Origin of the sequence: Cytobacillus sp. BC1816, from assembly GCF_051353635.1 — a bacterium.
In the GTDB taxonomy this organism is placed as follows: Bacteria; Bacillota; Bacilli; order Bacillales; family Cytobacillaceae; genus Cytobacillus; species Cytobacillus oceanisediminis_C.
In genome coordinates this window covers 2,343,627-2,369,712 of sequence record NZ_CP195611.1, presented here as the reverse complement: position 1 = coordinate 2,369,712, position 26,086 = coordinate 2,343,627, and the positions used below count along the sequence as shown (strand labels likewise).

Genomic DNA, 26,086 nt, shown 5'->3' with positions numbered 1-26,086 from the left:
GGACTGTCCCCTCAATCCCCTTATACTTTGAAGGAGGGAGGGGATATGAAAATGGCATTATTTTTCACTTTAATTTTGTTCTCCGTTTTCTGTTATATTATTTACAAAGCCAATAAGAACACAAAGAATGTAACGATAAATTCAATTTCCGTTTCCCGTCCTAATATCTCAGTTTCGGGAGATAACATAAAAATTCTTCATATATCTGATATGCACCTAGAAAATATATCTGTCAGTCCGGATGAATTATTTAAGATGATCTCAAAACAGCCAGTGGATCTAATTGCTCTTACAGGCGATTTTCTTGACCGCAAACGAAGTATTCCTAAACTTGCGGGCTATCTCCATGCACTGAACAAGACAAATCCAAAGCATGGCATGTATGCAGTCTTTGGTAATCATGATTATGTTTTAAAAGGCCATAACTTTGAAACATTGAAAAACACACTAGAAGAAAATGGCTGTAAAACACTTCAAAATGAGCATGTGTCGATACAAGTTAATGGGGAAAAATTAAACATCATTGGAATTGATAATTACAGTACCAGACACAGTGATGTAAAAAAGGCCTACGAAGGCGTATTTGAAGGCTGTAATCTAGTTTTGACACATGATCCCAATATTGTATTAGAGATGGAAAATATTCCTTTTGATTATTTATTATCAGGGCACTTTCACGGTGGACAAATTCATTGGCCAAAGCCGTATCATTTGATAAAAATGGGTAAGCTTGTCCGCATGAAAATGGTTAAAGGTCTTCATTATCATAGCGGAAAGCCTTTTTATATAAGTGAGGGACTGGGCCAGACAGGGGTCAATATCCGTATCGGCAGCCGTCCTGAAATCACTTATCATGAAATATCTTAATGCATTTCTAAACCTTGCCCAATAGGCAAGGTTTTTTAGGCGTATAATAAACATGTACAATCAGTAATTTACAAAAAAAAAATTTTATGATATGCACAAATATTATTTACAAACCCATTAAAATTTTTGCCAGCATATTAAAATCCCTAAAAGTAAAAATTATAATGGGAGGGACGTATGATGGTTCCTTCTTATTACTTAAAGGGGAGTGCTTAAACTTGAATAACTGGATAAATGCGATTTTTAATATGGGCAGAATGCAGCCATTTTTAAATATGTTTGGAAGAAAGAGAAGAAGGAACAGAGGAATGCTATGGGGATCTTTAATTAGCCTTGGTTTAAGTGCAGCTGCATATGGCTTTACGAGAAATCGAGGCAGAAATATGGCTCGTCCGTTTCAAAACTTAATGAAAAATACAGCCCAAATGACAAATTTCCAGAAGCCAAATATGGCGGGGCTAACTGAGTTTGCAGAGGAATTTACATCGAATAAGAACCCGATAAACAACAAATTCAATAATACTGCCCAAACGACAAATTTTCAGAAGCCAAATACGGCGGGATCAACTGAGTTTGCAGAGGAATTAACATCGAATAAGAACCCGATAAACAACTAATAAAGAATAGCATAGCAGCCCACGTATTTTGTGGGCTTTTTTTCATTTATATAATTTTACTTCAATATTGGATCATCTTTTTGATTGATCCAGCTTGTTATGGAACCATAATTTATAACAAAGGAACAAGCAGAGAAGAAATAATAGATACCAAATTACTCCCAGCAAAAAATTATGAAGTGATAAAAACAATTGCTCGCCGCTGTATGCAAGCATAAACATAGGAGGCAGCATTCCGATTGCAGTAGCTATAAAAAAATGCCTAAATGGAATATCAGCTATTCCACAATAGATATTAAACACCAGAGGAGGGATAATAATTATCATTCGTCCAAACAAAATAGCCATAAATGCATTTTTTTCAAACAGGTACTGAAATTTATTAATTGCTTTATACTTTCCTAAGTAGGCAGTGAAATAATTCCTGAAATAGTATCTTGATAAAAAAAAGTAAATTGCCGAAGTCAAAAGAATGCCAAACCAATTGATCAGCAGACCAACCATCGCACCAAATTTAACTCCCATTAATCCTGCAAATAGAGTAAATGGCAAGAAAGGAATAGAGGCAATCATGACAGAAAATAAAAACATTAAGGGAAGCCAAGATGGGTCACTGGTTCGCATCCATTCTAAAAAGTAATCTTTATTGGTCATTCCAACGATCAATAAAATGACATATGCTAATACAATCCACCATCTGCGCATCAAATTTGCTCCTTAATTATATCCCTAAATCTAATCATTCCCGGCTTCCTTAATTTCAGTATGCTTATTTTATTGAAAAGAAATGTATTCACCTGGACAAAAAACATTTCTTAAAACCCATCATAAAATAACATCAAGTAAAAAATGGGGGAGGCAGTTAATAAAATGCACTATTTTCAAAATATGAATTATGGTTCCTATATTCCATACAGAGATATAAAAAACGAGACCTTAATGATTGTAAAACCATTTGTAAATTATGGCTTAACAGAAGCAAAATTTACTTCAGTTTCTCATGCAATGACTGAGGTTGCAGCCATTGCGTACTTGCTTGGAAAAGGCTATAATCCGCAAACAGCTTATAAATTGGTGGAATCCTGGGAGGTTAATGAATCATTCTAAATTTAGCATACGAAACTTTTAGAAAAACCTGAATTTAACATTGCCTGTGATTTATAACTAAACATAAACCTTCGCTCATTTGCTGAGAGCAGGTTTATGTTTTTCAATAATTCAAACATCCATTATCAATTCCAAAATTCCAATATCCATTTTTTCAAATCTACAATCCGCAGCTGCTCGATACTTTTATCTGTTCCTGTAACAATGATGGGGATTAGTGAATCATCTTTATGCATGGAGCCATGGGCACCGCCACCGGAATGTTCAGGTGAACTTTCTCCAATAAATTCATATCCGGGTTTTGCGTCAACGACAAGAAATTCTCCTTCCTGAGAATTCATAGCTCCATGTAACCTTGCTAATCCATCAGGATAATCCCCATAATGAATATTCTTGTTCTTTAAGGTTAAATCGAGAATGGAAGTATTTCCTTTTATAGACCAGCCTTGATTATAAACATCACGATAGGTTCCACCTGGCTTAAATTCGAAGGATCCTTCATGATCCCCGGATATCACATGTATTAATTCTTTTTCCTTCCATGCAATCCAGGCAATCCTCTGATCTGTTTTCAATCTTCCGGCAATGTCTTTAACTGAAACACTTTCGTTAATTTTATAGACATATGCCATTCGTTCATTTGCTGTAATGACAATTTCATCGTCTTTTGCAGCAGGCTTGCCGAGCTTTAAAATTCTATATTCAGAAAGGGTTTCTTGTAAATCGATTAAAGCTTCTTTTTTCGATTCAATGACAGGTGACTGTTTACTGTCTCCAATGATTATCCAGTTATAATTTTTAAGGGCATCTTCCCATTCCGGAAAACTATTCAAGACCTCCTGAAGATACTTATCAAGTTTTTCAATTCCTTTTATTGTATTTGGCCCTTTCCTATGTACAGTAAAGTCATTTCCTGAAATATACAGGATTGTAAATTCAGGAATAATATTTTTTTCCAAAAGGTATTTTAATTCTTGAACCGCGAAGGCATCATTAAGTCCTAAACGGTTCACGATGTGATTTTTCTTTTTGTCCTGTTGAATAAATGCACCTAAAGACAGCATTTTCGGCCCAGCGGTTTCATATTCCGAAGGTAAATTACTCACTTTTGTTATCAGCTTTGGTACTTTAAGGGTATGACGATAATTTCCCCGATAAATAAATGCGTTAATGGATGCTGATTCCTTTTTAATCGTGTTCAGGTCCTCATGGATAGTGCTTACATTTGCACTGAGGTCAACGTTATTATATTGATGCATGATACTTTCAGCAAATTGGGAAACCCCAATCTTCATGATTTCAAATAAACCATTTCCATAAGTGATGATTTGCTTCTCATCTTTATTAAACCAAACGAGCCCAGGAATCTTACTCTTATCAGGGTAAGCTCCAGTTATTAAAGAACTGTCGATTGTAACCGACATGGTTGGATAGGAACTTACTACATTTTTACTATATTGTCCGTGTTCTAAAAAGAAGGCCAGAGCAGGAGCTTTTTTCTCTTGAATAGCTTTTTTTAAAGGCTCATCCATCAAGGAATCGATAACAAGAAGTATAACTTTAGGTGAAGACTGACTTTCGGTTTGAATAGCAGCTGATTTCTTATCCTGTTCATTTGAATTTTGACCACTGCTGGCGCAACCGATTAAGAGAATAGAAATAGCTATACAAGGAAGCAAACGAATCAACAAATTTCACCTGCGCTTTGAAATATAGTTTATATTAACTTTATGCAAGAATTAAATGGAGGCGGCAGCATTTGATTTTCAATTGCTATACAAAGTAATGGGATTTCTGATGACCTGTATTGTTTTTTATCAACTGAAGAGGGTTATTAGTGATCAAATGTCCTAATATACGTTCAATAATTGATTTTTTCGTAAACTTTTATTGAAGCAGTGAAATAATGCTTGAAGTTATAATGAGACAAAAAGGAAATAACAGAGGAGAGGGAGGCAAGGTTATTAATCATCAAACCAGCCAACGAACCATATTTCATTCCCATTATTAAATCAAAACTTAAGCTCAAATTTTTGGATATAATACCAACAGAAACTTTACTATCAGTATGCTTATTTTTTTGTAATTAATGTATTAATTATAGACAAAACATACTTTTTTGAAATGCATCATTATTATCGAGTACACAGGATATTAGATTAAAGGGTTAAAACATTATGGGATTGTTCCAAGAATTTGTTGCTAGCATGGAGGAGAGTAATGCCCAATAAAGATTATTAAGAGGGGTTAAGGTGGGACAATATTTTTTCTAGTTTACATAATATATATTATAGGAAGTAATAAGCTAAAACAGAATTTCTGTCTCATTATCAAAGTATACTTAAGATAATGAGACAGTATGAAAATTTTCTGTCTGATATTAATTAAATGATTTAATCTGCAACGTTAGTAATTTTGTTATTTTTCAGTTTTAATTTTTTAAAACAGTTTCGTTTTCCGATGATTCTGCTGAAGCTGTGGTCCAATATTCTGATGGTCCGTTAACAATTAACTAAATCGATATTACGCAGAAATTCAACAATCCCTCTTAACTAATACTTTTTTCGCCATCTAGTTTACATAACATTACTATGCGCAACCTTTTGTTTATATCCCTTTAATTTATTCACTATCCTGTGTAGTATTAAAAAACATTTCTTCTTGTTCTTTATTATCCTTATTGTTTTTGGTTTTTTCCCCCATCTCTCCATCCGATTCATAGCTCAATCCAAATGCTTTCTCCTGTTCTTTCTTCATTCTAAACGCTCCTTTGTTTATTTGTTTAATACAGCTGCTTTTGCCTCGTTCTGTTTTTCACAAACCGAACATACATTCCTTTATCCATTCATACTGGCTGCAATGCTGAACTTAAATATTTTCTCGGAGTCCCGTAATAAAGCAGTTTGCTGAACTCCGGGTATACGGATTCAAAATATATAAAGATTGGCGAATCAAGCAGCCAGGGATAATTGGTATAAAAACATCTGTCACCATAAACCACGGCTTTTAGCGCCAGATCCAATTCTTTTTGGAAGATAAGAAACCTTATTTTTGAGTATTGCTGATCGAATTCTCCGCCGCTGATATACACCCTTCCGCTCAGCACATACTGCCCCATTTGTGGTATCCATTCAGCAAATACTTCATCACGGAATTTAGGATTGACTGCATTAAAATCATAGCATCCGCCTATCGCCAAAGATAATTCACCTGTTGCATCTGAGTGTGTAAGTGTATATTTCCTGCTGTCTACGGGTCTGAATTCCGTCGCAGGAGGCAAATATTTAACCGACAGCTTAGATGGATCAAAATTGCTCATATTAAGCGCCCCCAAATACAAATTTCCTTATGGCCAGTATATGTGGCGCTTAATGAAACGTGACAAATGCCCATTTTATTAAGGTTTGCGCGAATTCATTTTCATTACTTTGGTGTCTTTTAACATCCATTTCCCTTCCTCATACAGCCAGAAAGATTCTACAAAGGCGATTGTATCTGCATTATAGGCACCGCTTATTCTTTGAACTCCCAATAATCCGTTTTGCCCTTCAACAGGAATGATCTTCAGCGTGCTATAAGGATTTACCATTAGCTCGGTAGGTTCACTTAGTTTTCCGTTTAAATATAGACCAAGCCGTTCATATTCCTCGCTCCGATCCCTTAAATCAAACGTATAGGATTGTTTGGTGTCTTGAATCCGAATATTAGCTTTGTAGCCATTTTCAAATTGGCTATTGATTACTAAAGGACTTGGAACAGCCAATTCTGTCAACGTAAAGTCCTTTAACGTATATAAATAAAAATTCGACAGACCGCCGCTTCCCCCTGTTGGTATACTTATAAACATATCTTTAATGGAGTCATGATTTAAATCCTCAAACTGTATTTGAGGTTCATAGCCACCTGCAAGCTCTGCTTTATATGTATTACCGTCTGAAGCCTTTATTTCGAGTGATATTTCCTTTAAAAATGATGCGCCTTCCTCATAATAAACACCCTTAATATAGACGGTATCCGCCTTAGTATCACCGGTAACATCCACTTTGTTTTTTGACACCGTCACAGCTTTATGATCTTCCTCGCCGGCATATACCCCTGTTATGGCGGATAGAGACATAAAAAAGAAAGCCGCAAACGCAAAAAGCAATTCTTTTTTCATTTACGAATCCTCCCTATTTTTCTAATAGCTTATCCAGATATGGTAATAACATGTAAAAACACATAAAAAAACCTCCTATCTTATAGATAAGAGGTTTCCATCGGTAATTATTCAGCTTTCTTTTTCAAGGCATTTTCTTTCGTTTCCCATGATTCAATTCCTTCTAATCCTGGAATGGAGTCTGCATAAAACACAGGGTCTTTCCCTTCTTTTCTCTGTGCCTTGTAGTCCTTAAGTGCAGCGAATGCAATTTTCCCGAGCATGGTAATGGCAACCAGGTTTATTAAAGCCATAATACCCATAAATAAATCTGCAAGGCCCCAAACTGTTGCCAGGTCGACTAAAGCCCCAAAGATGACCATGCCGATTACGCCAATACGATAAATGAATATTGCGAGTGGGCTTTCCTTAATGAACTCAATGTTCGTTTCCCCATAATAGTAATTGCCGATAACAGAACTAAATGCAAAGAGAAAGATTGACACAGCCACGAAAACAGGAGCCCATGTGCCAATATGAGATGATAATGCTGTTTGAGTTAATTGTATACCTGATAGATCAGGTGATGTATAGGCTCCTGAAAGGATAATCATAAATCCAGTCGCGGAACAAATTAAAATCGTATCTACGAATACACCTAAAGTTTGAATTAACCCCTGTTTAACTGGGTGAGTAACAGCAGCCGTTGCAGCTGCATTAGGTGCACTTCCCATTCCGGCTTCATTCGAGAATAGGCCCCTTTTAATACCCATCATGACAGCAGCGCCCATTGCCCCTCCAAAGGCCTGATCCATTCCAAATGCGCCTTTAACGATCGTTGCAATAAGATTTGGCACTTCAGTAATATTCATCATTACAATTACAATGGCAACAATTAAGTAAATGACTGCCATAATCGGAACTATAACTTGTGATACATAGGCTATTCTCTTAATTCCTCCAAAGATGATTACAGCAGTTAAGGCAGCAAGAATCAATCCAATTGTTAATCGGCTTGTCCCAAATGCTTCATTGAAGGCTAATGAAATTGTGTTGGACTGGACTGAGTTGAATACAAGTCCAAAACAGAAAGTGATGATAACAGCAAACAAAATGCCCATCCAGCGTTTATTAAGTCCTTTTTCCATATAGTAAGCAGGACCGCCGCGAAAACCGTCTTTATCTTTGACCTTATAGATTTGTGCTAAAGTACTCTCCACAAAACTTGAAGCGGCACCTAAAAAGGCAATGACCCACATCCAAAATACCGCACCTGGTCCGCCTGCTGCTATTGCTGTTGCAACGCCAGCCATGTTGCCGGTCCCTATCCTTGAAGCAGCACTGATTGTGAATGCCTGGAAAGATGAAATTCCCCTTTTGCCTTCAGCCGATACCATGCTTTTATCTCCAAGTATCCGCACCATTTCTCCAAAATAACGGAATTGTACAAATTTGCTTTTTAGACTGAAATAAAGACCTAAAATGATAAGTACTGCGATTAGAATATAAGTCCAGACAATATCATTCAAAAAGCCGACTGCCGAATTTAAACCTTCTAAAAATAAATTCATTCATTTTCCCCCTGTTTTTTAAATTACGGTTATTATTATCTCACAAAAATAACACCTATTCTAATCTATCAAAAGAATTTTTAATAGACAAGACGAATATTCATTCCAATGCCTTATAAACACAATAAAATTGCGTTTTAAAAGAAAAATCACCAAAATTTATATTCCCTTGTGAACGGTTCTACAAACGCTTTCAAATAATATTTTATTCGATTTTTATACAAAAAATATTAAATGAACCCCTCTGTCTTTTACAAAGGGGTTCACAAAGTTTATTCAGCCGGGGCATCTGAATCATTTTTAGGTTCTTCAACCTTCCAAATACATTTTGCCCTGCCGCTCTCGGAATCATCAATAATGAACGATCCGTTAGAGTATCTGTCATTAAAGCGGATGGATGAAGCATTAACTGCTTCTATATGGCCTTTTTCCGTTTCAATGTATAAATCATCTTTGCTGCGTACAATCACACACCCTACAATGCGATGAGGGTTTGATTTCAATTCACGAAGCATCACTACACCGCGCTTGGCACGGGAAGTCCGTTCGAATTCGCTCAGTTTCATTTTTTTAACAGAACCTCGCTGTGTAACAATCACGACAGCCTGCTCTTTCTGATCCTCAATAAGCTGAGCACCTGCGACAAAATCGCCGTCTTTCAGGTTAATTCCTTTGACTCCGGCAGCCCGGGCACCAACGATACTGACTTCTTCTTCATGGAACCAGAGGCCGAATCCCTGATGCGTGGCAAGGAATATTTCCTTCGTGCCATCTGTTAAATAAACGTCGAGAACTTCATCATTGCCTTTTACATTAACTGCCACAAGCGGCTTAGAATATCTTTGGGCCTTATAAGCCTTAAGCTCCGTTTTCTTTACCATTCCATTTTTCGTCATAAAGAGCAAGTATTCTTCTGTTTCAAAATCTTTAACTGGAATAGCCCGGACTATTGATTCATTCCGGTCGATCGGTATGATATTGGCAATATGCTGTCCAAGGTCCTTCCAGCGGATATCCGGCAGCTGGTGTACTGGACAGTATAGATAGTTTCCTTTATTCGTAAATACAAGAAGCACATCGGTCGTATTCATATCAAGCTTTGCAATCAGCCTGTCTGAATCCTTCATCCCGAAATCCTGTCCGTTTGAGGCGGCAAACGACCTCTGGCTTGTGCGCTTGACATAGCCTTCCTTTGTTACCGTTACAATCACATCTTCGCTGGCTACCAGAACTTCAAGATTAATCTTGATTTCCTCAATCTCCGCTTCAATTCTGGTCCGGCGATCATCGGCAAAACGCTTCTTGACATCCCTTAGCTCTTTTTTAACGACAGAGAATAGTTTCTTCTCGCTTTCCAAAATAGCTTTAAGCTCGCCGATTAGCTTAGCAAGCTCATCATCTTCTGCTCTTAAGGCTGTAATGTCTGTATTAGTTAAGCGATAAAGCTGGAGGGAAACAATTGCTTCGGCCTGAGGTTCAGTGAACTCAAACTCAGCAATCAGATTATCTTTTGCATCCCGTTTATCTTTAGATGCCCGGATCGTTGCAATCACTTCATCCAGTATGGAAAGAGCCTTCATTAGGCCTTCAACGATATGCTGACGAGCCTCAGCCTTTTGCAGCTCAAACTGAGATCTGCGTGTAACAACTTCTTTACGATGGCCGATATAGGCATCCAGCAGCTCTCTTAACCCCATTAATTTCGGATGACGGTTATGGATGGCCACCATATTGAAGTTATAAGGAATCTGCAAATCACTGTTTTTATACAGATAATGAAGGACGCCTTCAGGATCCGCATCCTTTTTTAACTCAATCACAATTCGAAGGCCTGTCCGGTCCGTTTCATCACGGACTTCGGCGATGCCTTCGACTTTCCGGTCCAGGCGGAATTCATCAATTTTCTTTACCAGATTTGCTTTATTCACTTCATAAGGAATTTCTGTAATGACAATTTGCTTTTTGCCTCCGCGCAAATCTTCGAATTCTGCCTTTCCGCGGACAATGATTTTGCCTCTTCCTGTTTCATAAGCTTTTTTTATTCCATCGACTCCCTGAATGATGCCTCCAGTAGGGAAGTCAGGCCCTTTAATATGCTCCATCAGATCATCGATAGAACAATCCGGCTTGTCTATCCGTAAAATAACTCCATCGATAATCTCATTTAAATGGTGCGGCGGAATATCAGTTGCATATCCAGCAGAAATACCTGTTGAGCCATTGACAAGCAAATTTGGATAGACAGCGGGCAAAACGGTTGGCTCACTGGAAGTATCATCAAAGTTTGGGATAAATTCAACGGTTCTTTTCTCAATATCTCTCAGCAATTCGGAAGAAAGGGCCGATAATCGTGCCTCTGTATAACGCATGGCGGCTGGAGGATCTCCATCGATGCTCCCATTATTTCCGTGCATTTCAACAAGAAGATTTCGAACCTTCCAATCCTGGCTCATCCGCACCATGGCGTCATATACAGAAGTATCGCCATGCGGATGATAATTGCCGATTACGTTTCCGACTGTTTTAGCAGACTTTCTAAAGCCCTTTTCGTGTGTGTTTCCTTCTACATGCATGGCATAAAGGATCCGTCTTTGAACAGGCTTTAACCCATCACGTGCATCAGGAAGGGCACGATCCTGAATAATATATTTACTATAACGCCCAAAACGGTCGCCTAATACATCTTCAAGAGGAAGGTCCCGGAATTTTTCAGCTGAACTCATGATTCAATACCCTCCTCCTCTAGTACTGAAATATTCTCATTTTCAAGTATGCTTCCATCTTCTTCAAGGCCGAATGCCACGTTGGACTCGATCCACTTGCGGCGCGGTTCAACCTTATCACCCATCAATGTGGTCACACGGCGTTCAGCTCTTGCGGCATCATCAATCTTTACGCGGATCAGTGTGCGCGACTCTGGATCCATAGTCGTTTCCCATAGCTGATCGGCGTTCATTTCGCCAAGTCCTTTATAACGCTGGAGCATATAGCCCTTACCTACTTTTTTAATGGTATCCTGAAGATCATCATCACTCCATGCATACTCGATCACTTCTTTTTTGCCTGAACCTTTGCTGACTTTGTACAAAGGAGGCAGTGCAATGAATACCTTGCCCGCTTCAAGCAGCGGCTTCATATACCTGTAAAAGAAAGTGAGCAAAAGCACCTGGATATGTGCTCCATCGGTATCGGCATCTGTCATGATGATTACCTTATCATAGTTAACATCATCCAGATTAAAATCTGCGCCGACGCCTGCCCCGACTGCATGGATAATTGTATTGATTTCTTCATTTTTAAAGATATCCTGGAGCTTTGCTTTTTCCGTATTGATTACTTTACCTCTAAGCGGGAGCACAGCCTGGAAGCGCCTGTCTCTCCCCTGCTTGGCAGATCCCCCGGCAGAATCACCCTCAACCAGGTATAATTCGTTTCTTTGCGGGTTGCGGGACTGTGCTGGTGTAAGTTTTCCTGAAAGCATGGCTTCAGATTTTTTCCGCTTCTTCCCGCTTCTTGCTTCCTCACGTGCTTTGCGTGCCGCTTCTCTCGCCTGGAAAGCTTTAATTGCTTTTTTAATTAATAGAGAGCTTGTCTCTGGGTTTTCTTCAAGGAAATAAGACAAATGCTCGGAAACAACTGAATCAACTGCGGAACGTGCTTCACTGGTTCCCAGTTTGCCTTTTGTCTGGCCCTCAAACTGCAAAAGTTCCTCAGGTACACGAACAGAGACTATAGCCGTGAATCCTTCCCGCAGATCCGCTCCATCCAGGTTTTTATCTTTCTCCTTCAGAAGATTCACTTTGCGGGCATATTCATTAAAAGCCCTTGTCATCGCTGTTTTAGACCCAGCCTCATGCGTACCGCCGTCTTTTGTGCGGACGTTGTTGACGAATGAAAGGACATTTTCCGAGTATCCATCATTGAATTGAAAAGCAAGGTCCACTTCAATTCCATTGCTCTCACCTTCAAAGCTTACTACAGGGTGAAGAACATCTTTTTCTTCATTTAAATATTCAACAAATGCTTCTATGCCATTTTCATAATGAAAAACGTCATGAAAGTCATTACGTTCATCTATGATTTCTATTTTCATTCCTTTTAGTAGGAATGCAGACTCACGAAGCCGCTCGCAGAGTGTTTCGTAATTATACGTGGTAGTCGAAAAAATTGACGGATCTGGCTTAAAGTGGATGGTAGTCCCTGATTGATTTGTTTTGCCCACCTTTTCAAGCGTTGTAACCGGCTTTCCGCCCAGCTCGAAACGCTGTTCATACACAAAGCCATCACGTTTAATTTTCACAACAAGCCACTCGGAGAGGGCGTTGACTACGGACGCACCAACACCATGCAGCCCGCCGCTTGTCTTGTAGCCTCCCTGGCCAAACTTTCCCCCAGCATGAAGGACAGTTAATATGACTTCTGGAGTCGGCTTGCCCATTCTGTGCATACCTGTAGGCATACCGCGTCCTTTATCTTGAACACTAATTGAATTATCTTTATGTATTTTGACAATGATATGATCCCCGTAACCTGCCAGCGCTTCATCGACAGCGTTATCGACAATCTCATATACAAGATGGTGCAAACCCCTTGCATCCGTACTTCCAATGTACATCCCAGGGCGTTTTCTAACAGCTTCAAGCCCTTCGAGTACCTGTATGGCATCATCATTGTAGTCAAAAGCTTCCTGATTTCTTGCCACGAACATACCCCTTTCATTTCCTGCAAAAACACTTGCCGTCAAAATCTCGGCAATAAGAACACCCAGTAAGAGAATTCGGCTTTTTAGCCCATTTTCCTTTGATACCTCAAGGATAGAACAGATGTTCTCTATTCATATTTTACCATATAATTTAGGATGGTCTATGCTTTATTTTATCTATTTATTTGGTTTTGGCAAATAAGATCTTGGGATTTTAAAGATTTATCCTGATTATTTCCGTTAGGCAAACCCTTTATTTATAGGGATTCTATAAAAAATAAAAAACATGAGATCTTAAGCAGACCTCATGCTGAATTTACTTCGTTAGTGCATGTTCAACTTTAATGCAGCGGTCCATGATGACAGTGAAGCCTTTTTCTTTTAGAAAATCATATGCTTCCTGGTTCGCCACTCCTAGCTGAGCCCAGAAGATATCAGCATCCATTTCAGCAAACTCACGCGCAATTTCCGGAAGAAACTCAGAGCGCCTGAATACATTGACGATATCTACATGTCCCTCGATCTCTTTAAGACTTCCTACAGCCTTTACACCAAGTACCTCATCAATAGCCGGATTAACCGGTATAATTTCATAACCGGCTTTCTGCATCGCCTCTGACACCATATAGGATGTACGTTCAGGATTTCCGCTTAACCCCACAACAGCAATCCGCTTTGCCTTTTTTAACAGTACACCGATTTCGTCCCTGCTTGGATTTTCAATAGCCATTTTGTTCCCTCCAATTTTTCTGGTTAATTATATTTTACCTAAAAACGTAAAAGCGCACTAACTTATTGCTCTTATTCCCAAATATTCAACTTATAAAAACTCAATGCCCTTTCAACTTTAAATCCTGCTTTTTTATAAAGAAAAAGGGCTTTCTCGTTTGTTGTTCCCACACAAAGCTTAATGCTTGCGGCTCCAGCATTCACAAAAAGATCATGAACCGCCATATCAAGCAATTTCCGTCCAATGCCCTTATTGCGTTTACTGGAGTTCACACCAATGAATTCAATGCTTCCTTCTTTTTCTTCACGATTGTATTCTGCATATAAATAGCCATTTAATCCATCCGCATCACCAGATGCATAAACTTTGTGATCATCATTCACTCTTCCGATAATCTCTTTTCCTGAATAATATGTATGGGGAAACACGGTATCATGCAAATGGATAAACTCACTATGGCAGCGAGGAGGCAATAAACTGACATCTATTAAATCAATACTGGGATATCCTTTCAGTTCCATGAATGTATGAGCAGATTGCAGCTTGAACCCGTTCCTTGAAGCAAATTCGGCAGCAGTATGGTTGGCTGTATCCGCAAACAGAAAATAAGAATGCAGATTTCCTTCAAAGTAATGAAGGGCTTTTTCCCATAAAAGTCTCATAATTTCATTTTCCTGAACAAAAGGACCCCATAATTCTGCTGTCCCTTTATTAAGATCCGCATCTACTCCCAAAAAACCTGCAATCGCACCATCCTCCCAGACAATAAATGCAGCTGATTCGGCATCACTATTCATTTCTTCCAGACTATGAAGAATATCATCTTGGCTGGTCCCCAAATACCCTATATGGCACTGGGGCAAAGAGTTCAATCTTGCAATAAACTCGGATGCCTGCACTAGATTTGCATGATTCAAATTGCCGGCTTTCACATCATCACATCCCTTTCAATATTTTACCATAATAAAACGGCTGATTAGCTCTCAGCCGTTTTAGAAGATTAATAAACGGCTGTCTCTAATCTTTTGAGCAGCCTCTTTATGCTGATGTTCGCTTCTCTTAACACCATTTCTTTATCAACCGTTTTTAGCTTCCTATTTTCCATGACGATTTTCCCGTTTACAATGGTTGTTTCTACGTCTGCGCGAGTGGCTGAATAGACAATCCTGGAGATGGTGTCGATACCAAATGACGGATACACATGAAAATCATTCAGATTAAGAATAGCAAGGTCTGCCTTCTTGCCGGGCTCAAGGCTTCCAATTTCCTTCTCCATTCCAACTGCTTTAGCTCCGCCGATCGTAGCCATTCTGAAGACTGTTCTGGCATCCATTGCTGTTGGTCCATGTACAGGCTTCTGAATGATTGCAGCCAATCTCATTTCATTGAACATATCCAGATTGTTATTGCATGGAGCACCATCAGCACCCAGGCTGACAAAAGCCTGCTGATCCAATAAGGAAGGAATTTCTGCTACACCTGATGCCAGCTTTAAATTGGATCCCGGACAATGGCTGACCTTTACACCACGCTCTTTGATGATCTTTCTTTCTTCTTCATCAAGCCAAACACAATGCGCAAGAATCAGCCTTTCATTGGCAAGCCCAATGCTGTCCAGGTAAACGACATTCCGCATGCCTAATTCTCTTTCGACAAGCAGAATTTCATTTGCATTTTCCGATGCGTGCGTATGGACCCTTACATTGTACTGTGCAGAAAGATCCCTGACATTTGTCAGCAATTCCTCTGTGCAGGAAACGACAAAACGGGGACAGAAGGCATATTGTATTCGTCCATTATCGTGATTATGCCATTTTTCAAGCAGATCTACGCTTTGCTGGATGGACTTTAAGGTATTTTCTCTTAACGGAACCGGCACCTCTTCCCCCTTATCCATCATGACCTTTCCGGCAAGTGCCCGTATGCCGCTTTCGGAAATTGCCTGAAATGCAAATTCGGTATGATTGACTGTCTCCATGTCCACCACAGTTGTTGTTCCGCTTTGCAGCAATTCGCCAATCCCCAGCATGGCAGAATAGTAGATGGATTCTTCATCATGAGAGGCCTCCAGCGGCCAGATTTTCTGCTTCAGCCAATCAAGCAGTTCAAGATCATCAGCCTGCCCTCGGAATAAGGTCTGGCATAGATGAATATGTGTCTGGATAAATCCGGGTATAATTGTTTTTCCTGATGCATCCACTACTTTATCAGCTTTATGTGCTAAGTTTTGGCCAATTTCAGCGATGCGGTCATCCACAATATAAAGGTCGCCGAAGAAGATTTCTTCAGCTGTGTTCATCGTGATGATTTCAGCATTTTTTATCAGAATACTGCTCAATTTTCCCCTCTCCCTTGCACAGAACTTGGTTCTCCGGGCTCAAGCTTTCCATAGGTCATGATAAGCTGCCTGTAAAATTGAATGGAGCGCTGATAAGCCTCCAGACTAACCCACTCGTTTGGCTGATGGGCAAGCTTTTCGTCACCCGGGCCGTAAATCAAGGTAGGAATTTCACTCCTTGGATTAAGAACAGCACCATCTGTGTAGTAGGACACCCCGTAATGGTTTGCTGCCGATTCGCCCCTGATCATTTGCGCTATTTGAATAATGTCCTCAGCAGGATCCGTTAAAATAGATGGACGATCAAGAATGGTTTCAATACTGTATTTATAAATTTCTCCTTGATCCATCAGCAGATCAAGCTTGGATTTTAGCATGTTTTTAAAACTGGAATGGGATTGAGGAGGGACGGTTCTTATATCTGCTCTGATGCTGCATTTATCTGGAATGACATTGGTCTGCACACCGCCTTCAATCATGGTAACAGCCAGACTGCTTTGTCCGAGGGGCTCCTTTTCTGTTTTCCATTCAATTTTCATTTCATCCAATAGCCGGACTATTTTAATCATATGATCTACTGCATTTATTCCCTGTTCCGGCATCGAACCGTGAGATGTTTTTCCATACGCTGTTATTTCAAGCCAAAGTGCCCCCTTATGGCCAATCACAATTTTTTCATTTGTTGGTTCTGCAATGATTAATGCATCGATTTTTCTGCAGTCATTCTCTTTTATAAAAGCCCTTGCCCCGCAGCTGTCGACTTCCTCCCCGGCTGTTGCCAAAAATGTAACGCCAGCAGGGGGTACAGTACTCGTGAGATAAAGCTCTTCCAAAGCGAGGAACATCGCTGCAAGACCGCTTTTCATATCAGAAGCTCCTCTGCCATATATGCGTCCACATGCGATTTCTCCTGAAAATGGAGAGTAAATCCATTCTCCCGTTCCAGGAGAAACGGTATCCATATGGCCGCATAAGACGAGCTGTTTACCGCTTTTTCCCGGAAGCGTAACTTCAAAATTGCTTCGAGTCTCATCAAGCATTGTCACTTTAAACGGCAGACCATTTTGTTTGCATCTGTTAATAAATGCTTCAGTCACTAAATGTTCGTTTCCGGGCGGATTAGAGCTGTCGATTTGAAGCAGCTGCTGAAGAAACTGAATATCATTCATTAATCCGCCTCCACAATTTGCATTTTAATAGGGGTCACTTTAAACCCATTAACCGGTGCCATGTCCTGGGAACAGGTTGTACAGGCAATTACAACATCGCACAATGCTTTCAGCCTTATGTAATCACCAGGCTTGGAAAGAGGCTCGGTAATGACATAATCACCGGCATCATCAAGGACATTATTCATAAATATATTGATGGGATCCGGAATGACAGGAGGGTGAATATCATACTTTTTCAAAGCAGCCGCAATATTATCATGGCAATTGGGGTGATCCTCCTTGCCAAAATCAACTTTATAGCGGTAATAATCACAAGCAGGAAAGAAAAAATCATGTTTTCCAACAGTGTCTTCCACCACCTGCATCAGCGGGCGGCGGCGGTTGCTGTAAAGCCAATCTCCCGTTTTAAGCCGAATGCTGCTTAATGAGGCACGCATATGAACAGGTGAAACATGTTCCTCAGGATCTTTATAGTTAAAACAGACAAAATCCCCCACTTGTTTTCCTTCCATATCAATAATAATGAGCTCTTCTCCTTTGTGAATCAGAGCACTTCTTCCTTCATAAGGGGGGATAATAATTTCGTCCCTGATCTTCCCCCTGTTAAAAACCTCTTTCATTTGATCACCAACCTTTGTTGTTATTCAATGAAAACGGCAACAGCACGCACTGGAGATCCCGTTCCCTTTCGAATCCTGAGCGGCAGTCCGAAATATAGAAATCGCATTCCTGCAATTTGATCGAGATTACAGAGATTTTCCGTATTGGTTATCCCATACTCCCTGCAAATGAGGTGCCCGGAGTATTTGGGATCATCCGGATGGTCAATGGCCGGGGCATCGATGCCTATATTGACCGCACCTTTTTCAGCCAGCCATTTTGCTGCTTGATAATTCAGGCCCGTATAGGTTGTGAGCCATTTCTCTGTACCATAAGAGCGATTATAGTGGCCGGTATAGAGGAGAACGATATCGCCTTTTTCAATAAATTGTTGTGATTTCCGCAATGCCGTCTCGAGATCACGGTCTGTAATATATCGATCAGGCTGGATGTGGGACACATCCAGGCAAACTGCGGGCCCGTAAAAATATTCAAGCGGCATTTCATCGATGTATTTGCCGCTTGGATCATATTCATAGGTTGCATCGCTATGGGTTGGCCCATGTTCATTGATTAATAGATTATTGGTTGCAAACATAAATCCTACTTGCTTTTCACTTTCTTCGTGAGAGATATTTGGGAAAATCATTGTTTTTTGATGAAGGGGAAAAACAGGCATCCCCTGATAAATTTCCTGTGTTAAATCGACTAATTTAACTCCCATGGTGTTCCTCCTTGCCTGCAAATTCTTTTACTATATGAAAAGCGGCAGGGAACGCCGCTTTTAGTTCAATTAATAATGGTCGGAATGACCTCAAACTTATCTACATCGATTAGGCCCATATCTGTAATTTTCCACTTAGGGCTTGTTACCAGTGACCAGAATGATAAATGCATAAACGGAACTTCCATGCCGCAGCCAAGAACATCTTTGGCAAGCTGCGATAATTCGTCTACCTTTTCACTCATTTCTTTTCCGGTTAATTCGTCTGTCATTAAACCGCCAATCCTTAATGGCAGGTCACCGACTACTTTGCTATCCTTTATCATCGCTATACCGCCATCCATTGCAATTACACGGTTCACCGCAGTTACCATATCTTCGTAGTTTGTCCCAGTTACGATGATATTGTGTGTATCATGGGCGACGCTTTCTGCAATGGCACCGCTTTTCAAATCAAAGCCATGCAGGAAAGTCTTGCCGATTTTTCCTGTTCTGCCGTGGCGTTCTACAACCAGTAGCGGCAGCACGTCCTGCTTAAGGCAAGGCAGCACAATTCCGTCTTTGACATTCAGAGTGAACTCACTTCCGCCAGTTAAGTTCTGAAAAGGTATAGCTTCAATTGCCCTTACTTTTGCTCGGCTGCCTGATGCCTCAATACCCAGCTCCTTTAGTGTTACAGGTTTTCTCTTCACTGACTTTTTCACACTTTCCGGATATATGTAAGGAGCAATATCTATGGTTAATTCGCCTTTTTCTGCTGCTTTTTTTCCTGCAAGATATACCTGGTCAACGGTCATATTATTCAGATCGCTGATTACGACAACATCAGCCCGTTTGCCTGGTGCAATTACCCCTACATCTTTAAAGCCAAAATGGGAAGCCGGATTTATGGTCGCCATTTGGATGGCTTCTACAGGATCAATGCCTACAGCAATAGTTCTGCGGACAATATCATTCATATGTCCGTAATTTAACAGATCAGCAGGCACCATATCGTCTGATACAAGGATTGCACGGCGGGAATCGAGTCCATCCTCTGTTATGGCACGAATACAGTCTGCCATATTTCTTTGGGAGGAGCCTTCACGCATGAACACACTTACACCATTCCGCAGCTTTTCGACTGTTTCTTCTTTCGTCGTAGTCTCATGGCAGGACACATGGTTCCCGCCACTGATAATATGGGCTGCAAGCTCTTTGCCAAACAAGCCTGGTGCATTCCCTTCAACCGTTTTTCCTATGCTGTTAGCATAGGAAACTGCGGCAACAAGGTCGTCTATTAATTCCGGGGCATGCTCATATACCGGCCTGATATTGCTGAAGCTTTGGATCTCGCCAATTCCCTGCACATTTGGGTCAGCCAATAGCTCTTTCATATCCTTGGAGGTCACATCAAATCCGGAGGTTTCAAGTCCGGGAGCATCAGGCACCGCGCAGGGAACTGTGAAAAGAATCCGGTTAGGAAGTGTCTTTGCTTCTTCAATCATCGCCTGCATCCCGTGAACCCCCAAGACATTCCCAATTTCATGCGGATCTCCGATCAGAGTGGTGGTTCCAGTCGGAATGGAAAGCTTGGAGAATTCCGTACATGTCAGCATTGCACTTTCAAAATGCATATGAGAATCAATAAACCCGGGACATACGAATTTCCCTTGTATGTCTTCCACTTTCGTTTTTGGCCCGATTAAGTCTTTTGCATCTCCAGCCATTAAAATATATTCGCCTTTCATCGCGACATCTGCTTTATAAATCTCCCGGGTGATGACATTGATGAAGTATCCGCCTTTTAGGACTACATCAGCAAACTGGCTGGAATCAAGCAGCACGTCAATAAGCTTGCGGTATTGCACTGCCTTTTTTATGTCTTTTGCATCCATTTATTAACCCCCTGTCTCTCCTTCTATACTGTCAATAATTCCGATAATGGCTGCATCTATAGGAGCATCTTTATTTTGGACGGCTCTTGATGCCATGCTTCCAGTCACATATATGACCTTTTCTCCTATTCCGGCACCAACAGTATCAACGGTTATAATGGGGTTCGGTAACAGCGATCCATCCAATCCTAAAGGCTGGGTAATTAATAATTTTGTGCCAACCAGATTATCATCTTTTCTAGTGGCAGTTACACGACCAACCACTATTCCCATTTGCATAAAGATCTTCCCCTTAAAGTAAAATGATTTCGATCTTCAGTTCCTTTGCTGTATCTCTTGCAAGAGGGGTAATGATAGCCCCTTTTGGAACAGCTATTTCATCAAGCATATTCAAATGGGCAAACCGGACTGATTCATCGGTAATAACCGTTTTCTTCAAATGCTGAACAGCAAAGTCTGCTTGTTCATTGAAATCTATTAATCTGATTCCGAGCATCTTCAGCTCTGCCATATGCTGACCGAGCTTTCTTTTTAACAAGTCCGGGCCTTTATCCATTCCTTTCAGTTTCCAATATTGGCTGAAAGGATCACCTCCAGACTTTAAAGCCGTGACCCGTTTTCCCTTTAATAAGCCCTTAAGGATGATCTGCACCAATGGTCTTTTTTCGTTAAGGGACAATATGTCTGTTATTAAAGAAAAAGATAGTATAGGCAAAAAGATTTCATCGAAATGATCAATTGACTGGTCATGAACCGCTGCAGGAGAGATCCAATCGTCATTTCCAGTCAGAAAAACTAACTCCTGAAGCGGAAATTGTTTAAGCATTTCTTTCTCAGCAGCCATTCTTAGTGTAATATCTTCCTTTGTTAACTTTTTCAAGTAAGAAAATCCTGGTTCCATTCCTATCATATGAGAGGTCAAAAGAGCCAGGATGTGAGGTTTTCTGTCTCTGCAGCTGTAATTTCGCAGGTAAAGCTCCTGCAGAGTGTTTTTTGCCATAACACTCTGCTTTTTGCTGCTCATGCTTATTCACCGATATTTTTTGATAATAGTGCTCTTTCAACTTCGCTGTGCGGCCTTGGAATGACATGTACCGAAATGAGTTCTCCTACTCTGCTGGCCGCTTCCGCTCCTGCATCGGTGGCAGCTTTAACCGCTCCGACGTCCCCTCTGACCATGACCGTTACAAGACCAAATCCCACTTTTTCATATCCGCAGATCTCCACATTAGCTGCTTTAACCATTGCATCCGCTGCCTCTACTGCGCCTACCAGACCTTTTGTCTCGATTAATCCCAATGCTTCACCCATTGTGTTTTTCCTCCTTAAATTTACTGTACTGATGGTTTATCTGTATCGTTATCCTTAAGGTTATTGCTTTCTTTCTTTTGCTTTTTTCTTTTCGGCTCCGCTTCAAGTTTCTTATCCCCCTCAGCCTCAGTACCAGGATGTATATCTTCCAGTTTAAAATTCGGAAGCAGTTTTCCCGCTAATTCACTGTGTGCACGAGGGATAACATGAGCAGAAATTACTTTTCCAATTCTCTCTGCAGCACTCACACCAGCATCGACAGCAGACTTCACAGCCGCTACATCCCCGTTGAAATGGATGGTCACGCCCAGAAAGCCCTCCACTCCTATTACTTTTTCAATTCCTACAATTTCTACGTCTGCTGCTTTTACGGCTGCATCTGCTGCAGAAACTGCTGTTGAATAACCAACGGTTTCAATCAAACCTAATGCTTGCAACTGAAAAATCCTCCTCCTGTAAAATTGACAAAGCTTCTCTCCGTGCCTATAAGATGCTTTCGGGATGAATAGTGCTGATCTGTGACAGCGATTCTGGCTGACATCTATTTAATTCTGCCGAATTCCTTATGAAGCCGATCAGAAATGCGAGATACCTCATCATAGTTTCCATGAAGCAGCAAATATTTCTTCTCTATTAAAAAATTGAATTGTTCAGAAGTGCTTTTTTTCATGTAACGGTCAAGGAGCAAAATAGCCGAATAGTAGTCGATTCCCTCAATGACAGCTACACCGCCTATTGAAGAGTTCAGCCCCAATTGCTTTGTAAGCCATGGACTGGGGGATTTTTCTCTATAGATTTGAGCAGTTTTAAAGGATTTTTGGGAAAGTTTTTTAAAGAAGCTCTTTAAAGCGCTTAATAGTGATCTATGATCCTTTTCATATAGCTCCAGCGAAAAGGATTGCCCGCTGTTTTTGTCCCATGTCAGGCAATATCTTAATGAAGGAAACTCTCTTAAAAGGTCATTCAGCATAAATAACTGGCCGGGCGTGCATTTTTCTGAAGTGATTACGCCGATTGAGGGTGTTTTTAATTCCCGCTGAAAAGAGCTTTCAAGAGCAGGATGAAGGTCTGAGAAAAGCCAGACTTTTACACCCTCCGGCGTTTGTCCGATAAGCTGGCTTTCTCTTGCATTTCGATCAGGTCTTATATCAGCAAAGCCAGTCTTAGAAGAAACCGGCTGTTTCCCCTGTACCAGGGATAGGGTTTGAAGCTGTGCAATTTTTTCCTTAGCTGAAGCCTTGGGAGAAGCAAGAGAATCGGTTTGCCTACTAAGGTTTGGATGTAAATCGCCAGTCTTAACCGGTACGGCATGATGCACTGAAATTCTTTTATTCATTTTTTCCTTCTGGTAATTAGGCCGGCTAATGCCTTGTATAGTCCTCTTCGTTTCCTGCTGACTGCTTGGAGGGGACTGATTGGAAACTCTATTAATGGGGTTTACCTTTGACTTGCCGTAAGGCTTCATCACTTCTTCTACAACACTTTTAATAAAGTCAGACACACATTATGCACCTCCATTAAAGAATTTTGCGAAGTTCTGAATGAGGGCGTGGAATAACATTAGCCGAAACCAGTTCTCCTCCAGTCATTGTGTGAGCAGTCTTCCCAACCTCAACAGCTGCGGCCACTGCTGCGACATCACCCTCGATAATGACGGTGACAAGGCCGGATCCGACCCTCTTTAAATCAACTAAACTGACATTTGCTGCTTTTGCCATTGAGTCCAGCGCTTCAATAGCCGCTGTCAACCCTCTTGTTTCAATCAAGCCGATTGCCTTCATTTTTGACCTCCTTTACTGCAGAAGCTTAAAGATAGTCTTCCAGATTCACTTCAATGGGGATTGAAGTCCTTTTAAATAACTCTTCTTTTCCAAGCGGATAGGTTGCATCGATGCCCATCTTATCACTGACTCCTTTTAAATGATGGGAAGACTCAAGCGGCGATCCCTTTGCACCTTGTACGATAAATATGTCATCACCTGCCTGCACTCTTGTAGCTATGGCCCATTCAACATCGTCCGAATCAAAAATATCGACATCATCATTCACAACAACCACATGCTTTAAATCCTTATCGCTTGCAAAAGCTGCGAGTGCTGCCTGTTTGCCGTCACCATCATGCTTCTTCTCAATTTGAATGACTGCATGATAACGAGCCACCCCGCCCATCGGGATATGTACAGCTTTTATATTTGGAACCACTTGCCGGACGGTGCTTAAAAGTGTGGCTTCCCTTACAAGCGCCATTGGCAGCCTTTCTTCATAGCTTGATGGAAAAATAGTCTGTGAGATAGCTTGATCACGGTAAGTAACCGCTGAAAACTCTACAACCGGCTGAGGCGTCCTGGTGCCATAATAACCTGCCAGTTCGCCAAACGGCCCTTCCAGTTCTCTTTCATATGGAAGCATTCTGCCTTCCAAAACGATTTCCGCCTCAGCCAGTACTTCCAGATCGACCGTTTTGCATTGAACAACATCAAGGGACTGGCCAAGCAGTGCACCTGCTACATCCAATTTGTCGGTATGATACAAATGTGTACTAATCTGAGAACTTAATACAACAGCCGGTACCACGCCAAACATAACAGCCACTTCCATCGGTTCGCCCATGCTTTCATAATGGGCATATTGCTCCATCAGCTCAGGGGAGGTTATGAGAATATTCGTTCGATTCTCGCCAAGATATTGCATTCTGCGTATGGAGGTATATCTTTTCCTCCCAGATAAATCTTTAACTACCAATATTCCTGAAACATAATAAGCACCTGAGTCTTCCGCATGATAGGTTGGAATAGGAAACAAGTCTGCAAGATCGAATTCCCCGGTCACCAGATTCTCCTGAACAGGGCCAGTTTGCCTTAACGTGGTTGGAATGGGGTTAACAATTGAGTTGATGATTCTAGGAATAAGTTCGGCAGATTGGATTCCCATGCTGTCAGCCATCAGCTCTCTGTCACCTCCCAAACCGGCTGCCATGGAAGATTGATAGCCTTTAATTTTTTCAAATAAAAAAGGCTCTCTTCCATGTTTGGCATTTATCACTGCCCCCAGCTCGTGCATAGGATCCACCTCTTTTTTCACCCGATGAAGAAGTCCCCTGCTCTCCCATCTATCCAGCAATGCCCTCATTGTTACAGGGTTCATGCCTTTTCCCCCCATCTCTCCAGCAGCTCATGGTCAATATCCATCATGTCCAAGATCCTTGCCACCATAAAGTTGGCCAGCTCCCATATTTCCGTAGGCTTATGATAAAAGCCTGGTGATGCAGGCATTATACATGCTCCACTCTCAGCAAGAAGTGTCATATTGCGCAGATGAATCAAATTAAAAGGTGCTTCCCGAGGAACAATAATGAACTTTCGATTCTCCTTCAAGACAACACTGGCAGCCCTGCTTAATAGCGTATCGCCGACCCCATTCGCAATAGCTCCCAATGTATTCATTGAACATGGCACGATAACCATTCCGTCTGTCTTAAAGGATCCGCTGGCAACCGCAGCGAAAAGATTCCGGTTGCTGTGGATAGTGGCATACCCCTTCAGCTCGTCCATCTTGACCCCGCATTCAAATTGCATTACTTTTTCTCCCATTTCCGTAGCAATTAAATGCGTTTCGATCTCTAATTGATGAAGAGCGCGGATCAATGTATAAGCATACAATGATCCGCTTGCTCCGGTAATGCCCACTAAAATACGCTTTTTCCTTTCCGCAGAGGAGTTAGACAACCGATTCGTCTTGGGAGAATTTCTTTTTAGCCAGCTTTTTGTAACTTTCTGTTGATAATATATCTCCGAAGATATCCATGTCTCTTAAACCTGATACATGCATATCGTCATCCTGAGAAGCGGTGGCATCTGAAATGCAAATGACATTGTAGCCATGATACAAAGCATCAGAAGCAGTGCTGCGAACACATACATTGGTCCAGACTCCAGTCAGTACGACGGTATCAATTTCTTCTTCTCTCAAGAAGAGATCAAAATCGGTGTAGCTGAATGCACTATGCCGCCTCTTCTGGACCACATAATCCCCTTTGGTCTCATCAGGCTGAAGCTCTGGAATGAATTCCGAACCCCAGGTTCCCTTAACTGCATGGACAGGCCTCACGCGAAAATCCCTGTCATTTTTTCTGTGAGCTTCCTGAACATGTACAACCTGGATTTTGTGCTCATGAGCGAATTGAATAAGCTCTTGAATTTTAGGAACTATTTTTTCGCCATTTTCACACCTTAATGCTGCTTTTTCGCCGATAAAGTCGTTTAACATATCAATAATGACCACACAGTGCTTTTTTCCCCTAAGTTCCAATCCGGTCAGCCTCCCTCTATTAAG

At 41.0% G+C, this 26,086-nt stretch carries 27 protein-coding genes; 3 read left to right on the top strand and 24 right to left on the bottom strand.

Annotated elements, in window-relative coordinates; genetic code table 11:
- Nucleotides 1-51 precede the first annotated feature (51 nt).
- On the top strand, nt 52-867 hold the full coding sequence (locus ACR42H_RS12165; protein WP_243856094.1) for a metallophosphoesterase: 816 nt from the start codon (nt 52-54) through the stop codon (nt 865-867).
- Nucleotides 868-1,085: 218 nt separating this feature from the next.
- Nucleotides 1,086-1,484, top strand: a complete 399-nt coding sequence (locus ACR42H_RS12160; protein WP_436376426.1) for a hypothetical protein — start codon at nt 1,086-1,088, stop codon at nt 1,482-1,484.
- A 72-nt stretch (nt 1,485-1,556) separates the two neighbouring features.
- On the opposite strand, the gene ACR42H_RS12155 is transcribed toward ACR42H_RS12160, so the two are convergent.
- Nucleotides 1,557-2,189 carry a TVP38/TMEM64 family protein gene (locus ACR42H_RS12155; protein ID WP_436376424.1) on the bottom strand — a complete coding sequence of 211 codons (633 nt, stop codon included), beginning with the start codon at nt 2,187-2,189 and terminating at the stop codon, nt 1,557-1,559.
- A gap of 165 nt (nt 2,190-2,354) precedes the next feature.
- On the opposite strand from ACR42H_RS12155, the gene ACR42H_RS12150 reads away from it, so the two are divergent.
- Nucleotides 2,355-2,591 (top strand): hypothetical protein, encoded by a 237-nt coding sequence (locus ACR42H_RS12150; protein ID WP_436376423.1) that lies wholly within the window; start codon nt 2,355-2,357, stop codon nt 2,589-2,591.
- A gap of 125 nt (nt 2,592-2,716) precedes the next feature.
- Here the strand turns inward: ACR42H_RS12150 and ACR42H_RS12145 are convergent, their stop codons facing one another.
- The 23 genes from ACR42H_RS12145 to ACR42H_RS12035 form a co-directional block, all read right to left on the bottom strand.
- Nucleotides 2,717-4,279, bottom strand: a complete 1,563-nt coding sequence (locus tag ACR42H_RS12145; RefSeq protein ID WP_436376421.1) for an alkaline phosphatase family protein — start codon at nt 4,277-4,279, stop codon at nt 2,717-2,719.
- A gap of 934 nt (nt 4,280-5,213) precedes the next feature.
- A complete protein-coding gene (locus tag ACR42H_RS12140) occupies nt 5,214-5,348 on the bottom strand; it encodes a hypothetical protein (RefSeq protein WP_436376419.1) in 135 nt (44 codons plus the stop codon).
- An 88-nt stretch (nt 5,349-5,436) separates the two neighbouring features.
- The gene (locus ACR42H_RS12135) at nt 5,437-5,910 is read right to left on the bottom strand and encodes a staygreen family protein (RefSeq protein ID WP_436376417.1); all 474 of its coding nucleotides are present in this window, start codon (nt 5,908-5,910) and stop codon (nt 5,437-5,439) included.
- A 78-nt stretch (nt 5,911-5,988) separates the two neighbouring features.
- Nucleotides 5,989-6,750, bottom strand: a complete 762-nt coding sequence (locus ACR42H_RS12130) for a hypothetical protein (protein ID WP_436376412.1) — start codon at nt 6,748-6,750, stop codon at nt 5,989-5,991.
- A gap of 107 nt (nt 6,751-6,857) precedes the next feature.
- Nucleotides 6,858-8,300, bottom strand: a complete 1,443-nt coding sequence (locus tag ACR42H_RS12125) for an alanine/glycine:cation symporter family protein (protein ID WP_113880835.1) — start codon at nt 8,298-8,300, stop codon at nt 6,858-6,860.
- Between the two features lie 272 nt (nt 8,301-8,572).
- Entirely contained in the window at nt 8,573-11,023 is a 2,451-nt protein-coding gene (parC, locus tag ACR42H_RS12120; protein WP_436376410.1) for a DNA topoisomerase IV subunit A, read from the bottom strand.
- Nucleotides 11,020-13,002, bottom strand: coding sequence for a DNA topoisomerase IV subunit B (gene parE, locus ACR42H_RS12115; RefSeq protein WP_436376408.1), 1,983 nt, complete (start codon nt 13,000-13,002; stop codon nt 11,020-11,022). Before parE ends, parC begins: the two co-directional genes overlap by 4 nt.
- 316 nt (nt 13,003-13,318) lie before the next feature.
- On the bottom strand, nt 13,319-13,732 hold the full coding sequence (locus ACR42H_RS12110; protein WP_436376406.1) for a CoA-binding protein: 414 nt from the start codon (nt 13,730-13,732) through the stop codon (nt 13,319-13,321).
- 71 nt (nt 13,733-13,803) lie between these two features.
- Nucleotides 13,804-14,664, bottom strand: coding sequence for a GNAT family N-acetyltransferase (locus ACR42H_RS12105; protein WP_436376404.1), 861 nt, complete (start codon nt 14,662-14,664; stop codon nt 13,804-13,806).
- Between the two features lie 68 nt (nt 14,665-14,732).
- Nucleotides 14,733-16,070, bottom strand: a complete 1,338-nt coding sequence (locus tag ACR42H_RS12100) for a 5'-deoxyadenosine deaminase (protein WP_436376402.1) — start codon at nt 16,068-16,070, stop codon at nt 14,733-14,735.
- A complete protein-coding gene (locus tag ACR42H_RS12095) occupies nt 16,067-17,239 on the bottom strand; it encodes a M20 family metallopeptidase (RefSeq protein WP_436376400.1) in 1,173 nt (390 codons plus the stop codon). Before ACR42H_RS12095 ends, ACR42H_RS12100 begins: the two co-directional genes overlap by 4 nt.
- Nucleotides 17,239-17,862: a DUF1989 domain-containing protein gene (locus ACR42H_RS12090; RefSeq protein ID WP_436376398.1), complete on the bottom strand. Its 624-nt coding sequence runs from the start codon at nt 17,860-17,862 to the stop codon at nt 17,239-17,241. The genes ACR42H_RS12095 and ACR42H_RS12090 overlap by 1 nt, the downstream gene beginning before the upstream one ends.
- A gap of 20 nt (nt 17,863-17,882) precedes the next feature.
- Nucleotides 17,883-18,566, bottom strand: coding sequence for a cyclase family protein (locus ACR42H_RS12085; protein ID WP_134177223.1), 684 nt, complete (start codon nt 18,564-18,566; stop codon nt 17,883-17,885).
- Nucleotides 18,567-18,631: 65 nt separating this feature from the next.
- Nucleotides 18,632-20,443 (bottom strand): adenine deaminase, encoded by a 1,812-nt coding sequence (gene ade, locus ACR42H_RS12080; RefSeq protein ID WP_436376396.1) that lies wholly within the window; start codon nt 20,441-20,443, stop codon nt 18,632-18,634.
- A 3-nt stretch (nt 20,444-20,446) separates the two neighbouring features.
- Complete coding sequence (locus ACR42H_RS12075; protein ID WP_113880828.1) at nt 20,447-20,722, bottom strand: EutN/CcmL family microcompartment protein; 276 nt, start codon at nt 20,720-20,722, stop codon at nt 20,447-20,449.
- Between the two features lie 13 nt (nt 20,723-20,735).
- On the bottom strand, nt 20,736-21,467 hold the full coding sequence (locus ACR42H_RS12070; RefSeq protein ID WP_436376394.1) for a hypothetical protein: 732 nt from the start codon (nt 21,465-21,467) through the stop codon (nt 20,736-20,738).
- A gap of 2 nt (nt 21,468-21,469) precedes the next feature.
- A complete protein-coding gene (locus ACR42H_RS12065; RefSeq protein ID WP_009334686.1) occupies nt 21,470-21,754 on the bottom strand; it encodes a BMC domain-containing protein in 285 nt (94 codons plus the stop codon).
- Nucleotides 21,755-21,774: 20 nt separating this feature from the next.
- Nucleotides 21,775-22,191 (bottom strand): BMC domain-containing protein, encoded by a 417-nt coding sequence (locus ACR42H_RS12060; RefSeq protein WP_436376391.1) that lies wholly within the window; start codon nt 22,189-22,191, stop codon nt 21,775-21,777.
- 104 nt (nt 22,192-22,295) lie between these two features.
- Nucleotides 22,296-23,255, bottom strand: coding sequence for a hypothetical protein (locus ACR42H_RS12055; RefSeq protein ID WP_436376389.1), 960 nt, complete (start codon nt 23,253-23,255; stop codon nt 22,296-22,298).
- 16 nt (nt 23,256-23,271) lie between these two features.
- Entirely contained in the window at nt 23,272-23,535 is a 264-nt protein-coding gene (locus ACR42H_RS12050) for a BMC domain-containing protein (protein WP_113880824.1), read from the bottom strand.
- A 25-nt stretch (nt 23,536-23,560) separates the two neighbouring features.
- Entirely contained in the window at nt 23,561-24,898 is a 1,338-nt protein-coding gene (locus ACR42H_RS12045) for a UbiD family decarboxylase (protein ID WP_436376387.1), read from the bottom strand.
- Nucleotides 24,895-25,479, bottom strand: a complete 585-nt coding sequence (locus ACR42H_RS12040; RefSeq protein WP_243856079.1) for a UbiX family flavin prenyltransferase — start codon at nt 25,477-25,479, stop codon at nt 24,895-24,897. Before ACR42H_RS12040 ends, ACR42H_RS12045 begins: the two co-directional genes overlap by 4 nt.
- The gene (locus ACR42H_RS12035; protein WP_436376385.1) at nt 25,472-26,062 is read right to left on the bottom strand and encodes a cysteine hydrolase family protein; all 591 of its coding nucleotides are present in this window, start codon (nt 26,060-26,062) and stop codon (nt 25,472-25,474) included. Before ACR42H_RS12035 ends, ACR42H_RS12040 begins: the two co-directional genes overlap by 8 nt.
- Between the last annotated feature and the right edge of the window lie 24 nt (nt 26,063-26,086).

Coding starts and splice junctions, on each gene's coding strand:
- ACR42H_RS12165 (WP_243856094.1), top strand. CDS start 52: ATGGCATTATTTTTCACTTTAATTTTGTTCTCCGTTTTCTGTTATATT.
- ACR42H_RS12155 (WP_436376424.1), bottom strand. CDS start 2,189: ATGCGCAGATGGTGGATTGTATTAGCATATGTCATTTTATTGATCGTT.
- ACR42H_RS12150 (WP_436376423.1), top strand. CDS start 2,355: ATGCACTATTTTCAAAATATGAATTATGGTTCCTATATTCCATACAGA.
- ACR42H_RS12140 (WP_436376419.1), bottom strand. CDS start 5,348: ATGAAGAAAGAACAGGAGAAAGCATTTGGATTGAGCTATGAATCGGAT.
- ACR42H_RS12135 (WP_436376417.1), bottom strand. CDS start 5,910: ATGAGCAATTTTGATCCATCTAAGCTGTCGGTTAAATATTTGCCTCCT.
- ACR42H_RS12130 (WP_436376412.1), bottom strand. CDS start 6,750: ATGAAAAAAGAATTGCTTTTTGCGTTTGCGGCTTTCTTTTTTATGTCT.
- ACR42H_RS12125 (WP_113880835.1), bottom strand. CDS start 8,300: ATGAATTTATTTTTAGAAGGTTTAAATTCGGCAGTCGGCTTTTTGAAT.
- parC (WP_436376410.1), bottom strand. CDS start 11,023: ATGAGTTCAGCTGAAAAATTCCGGGACCTTCCTCTTGAAGATGTATTA.
- ACR42H_RS12110 (WP_436376406.1), bottom strand. CDS start 13,732: ATGGCTATTGAAAATCCAAGCAGGGACGAAATCGGTGTACTGTTAAAA.
- ACR42H_RS12095 (WP_436376400.1), bottom strand. CDS start 17,239: ATGAATGATATTCAGTTTCTTCAGCAGCTGCTTCAAATCGACAGCTCT.
- ACR42H_RS12090 (WP_436376398.1), bottom strand. CDS start 17,862: ATGAAAGAGGTTTTTAACAGGGGGAAGATCAGGGACGAAATTATTATC.
- ACR42H_RS12085 (WP_134177223.1), bottom strand. CDS start 18,566: ATGGGAGTTAAATTAGTCGATTTAACACAGGAAATTTATCAGGGGATG.
- ade (WP_436376396.1), bottom strand. CDS start 20,443: ATGGATGCAAAAGACATAAAAAAGGCAGTGCAATACCGCAAGCTTATT.
- ACR42H_RS12075 (WP_113880828.1), bottom strand. CDS start 20,722: ATGCAAATGGGAATAGTGGTTGGTCGTGTAACTGCCACTAGAAAAGAT.
- ACR42H_RS12070 (WP_436376394.1), bottom strand. CDS start 21,467: ATGAGCAGCAAAAAGCAGAGTGTTATGGCAAAAAACACTCTGCAGGAG.
- ACR42H_RS12065 (WP_009334686.1), bottom strand. CDS start 21,754: ATGGGTGAAGCATTGGGATTAATCGAGACAAAAGGTCTGGTAGGCGCA.
- ACR42H_RS12050 (WP_113880824.1), bottom strand. CDS start 23,535: ATGAAGGCAATCGGCTTGATTGAAACAAGAGGGTTGACAGCGGCTATT.
- ACR42H_RS12045 (WP_436376387.1), bottom strand. CDS start 24,898: ATGAACCCTGTAACAATGAGGGCATTGCTGGATAGATGGGAGAGCAGG.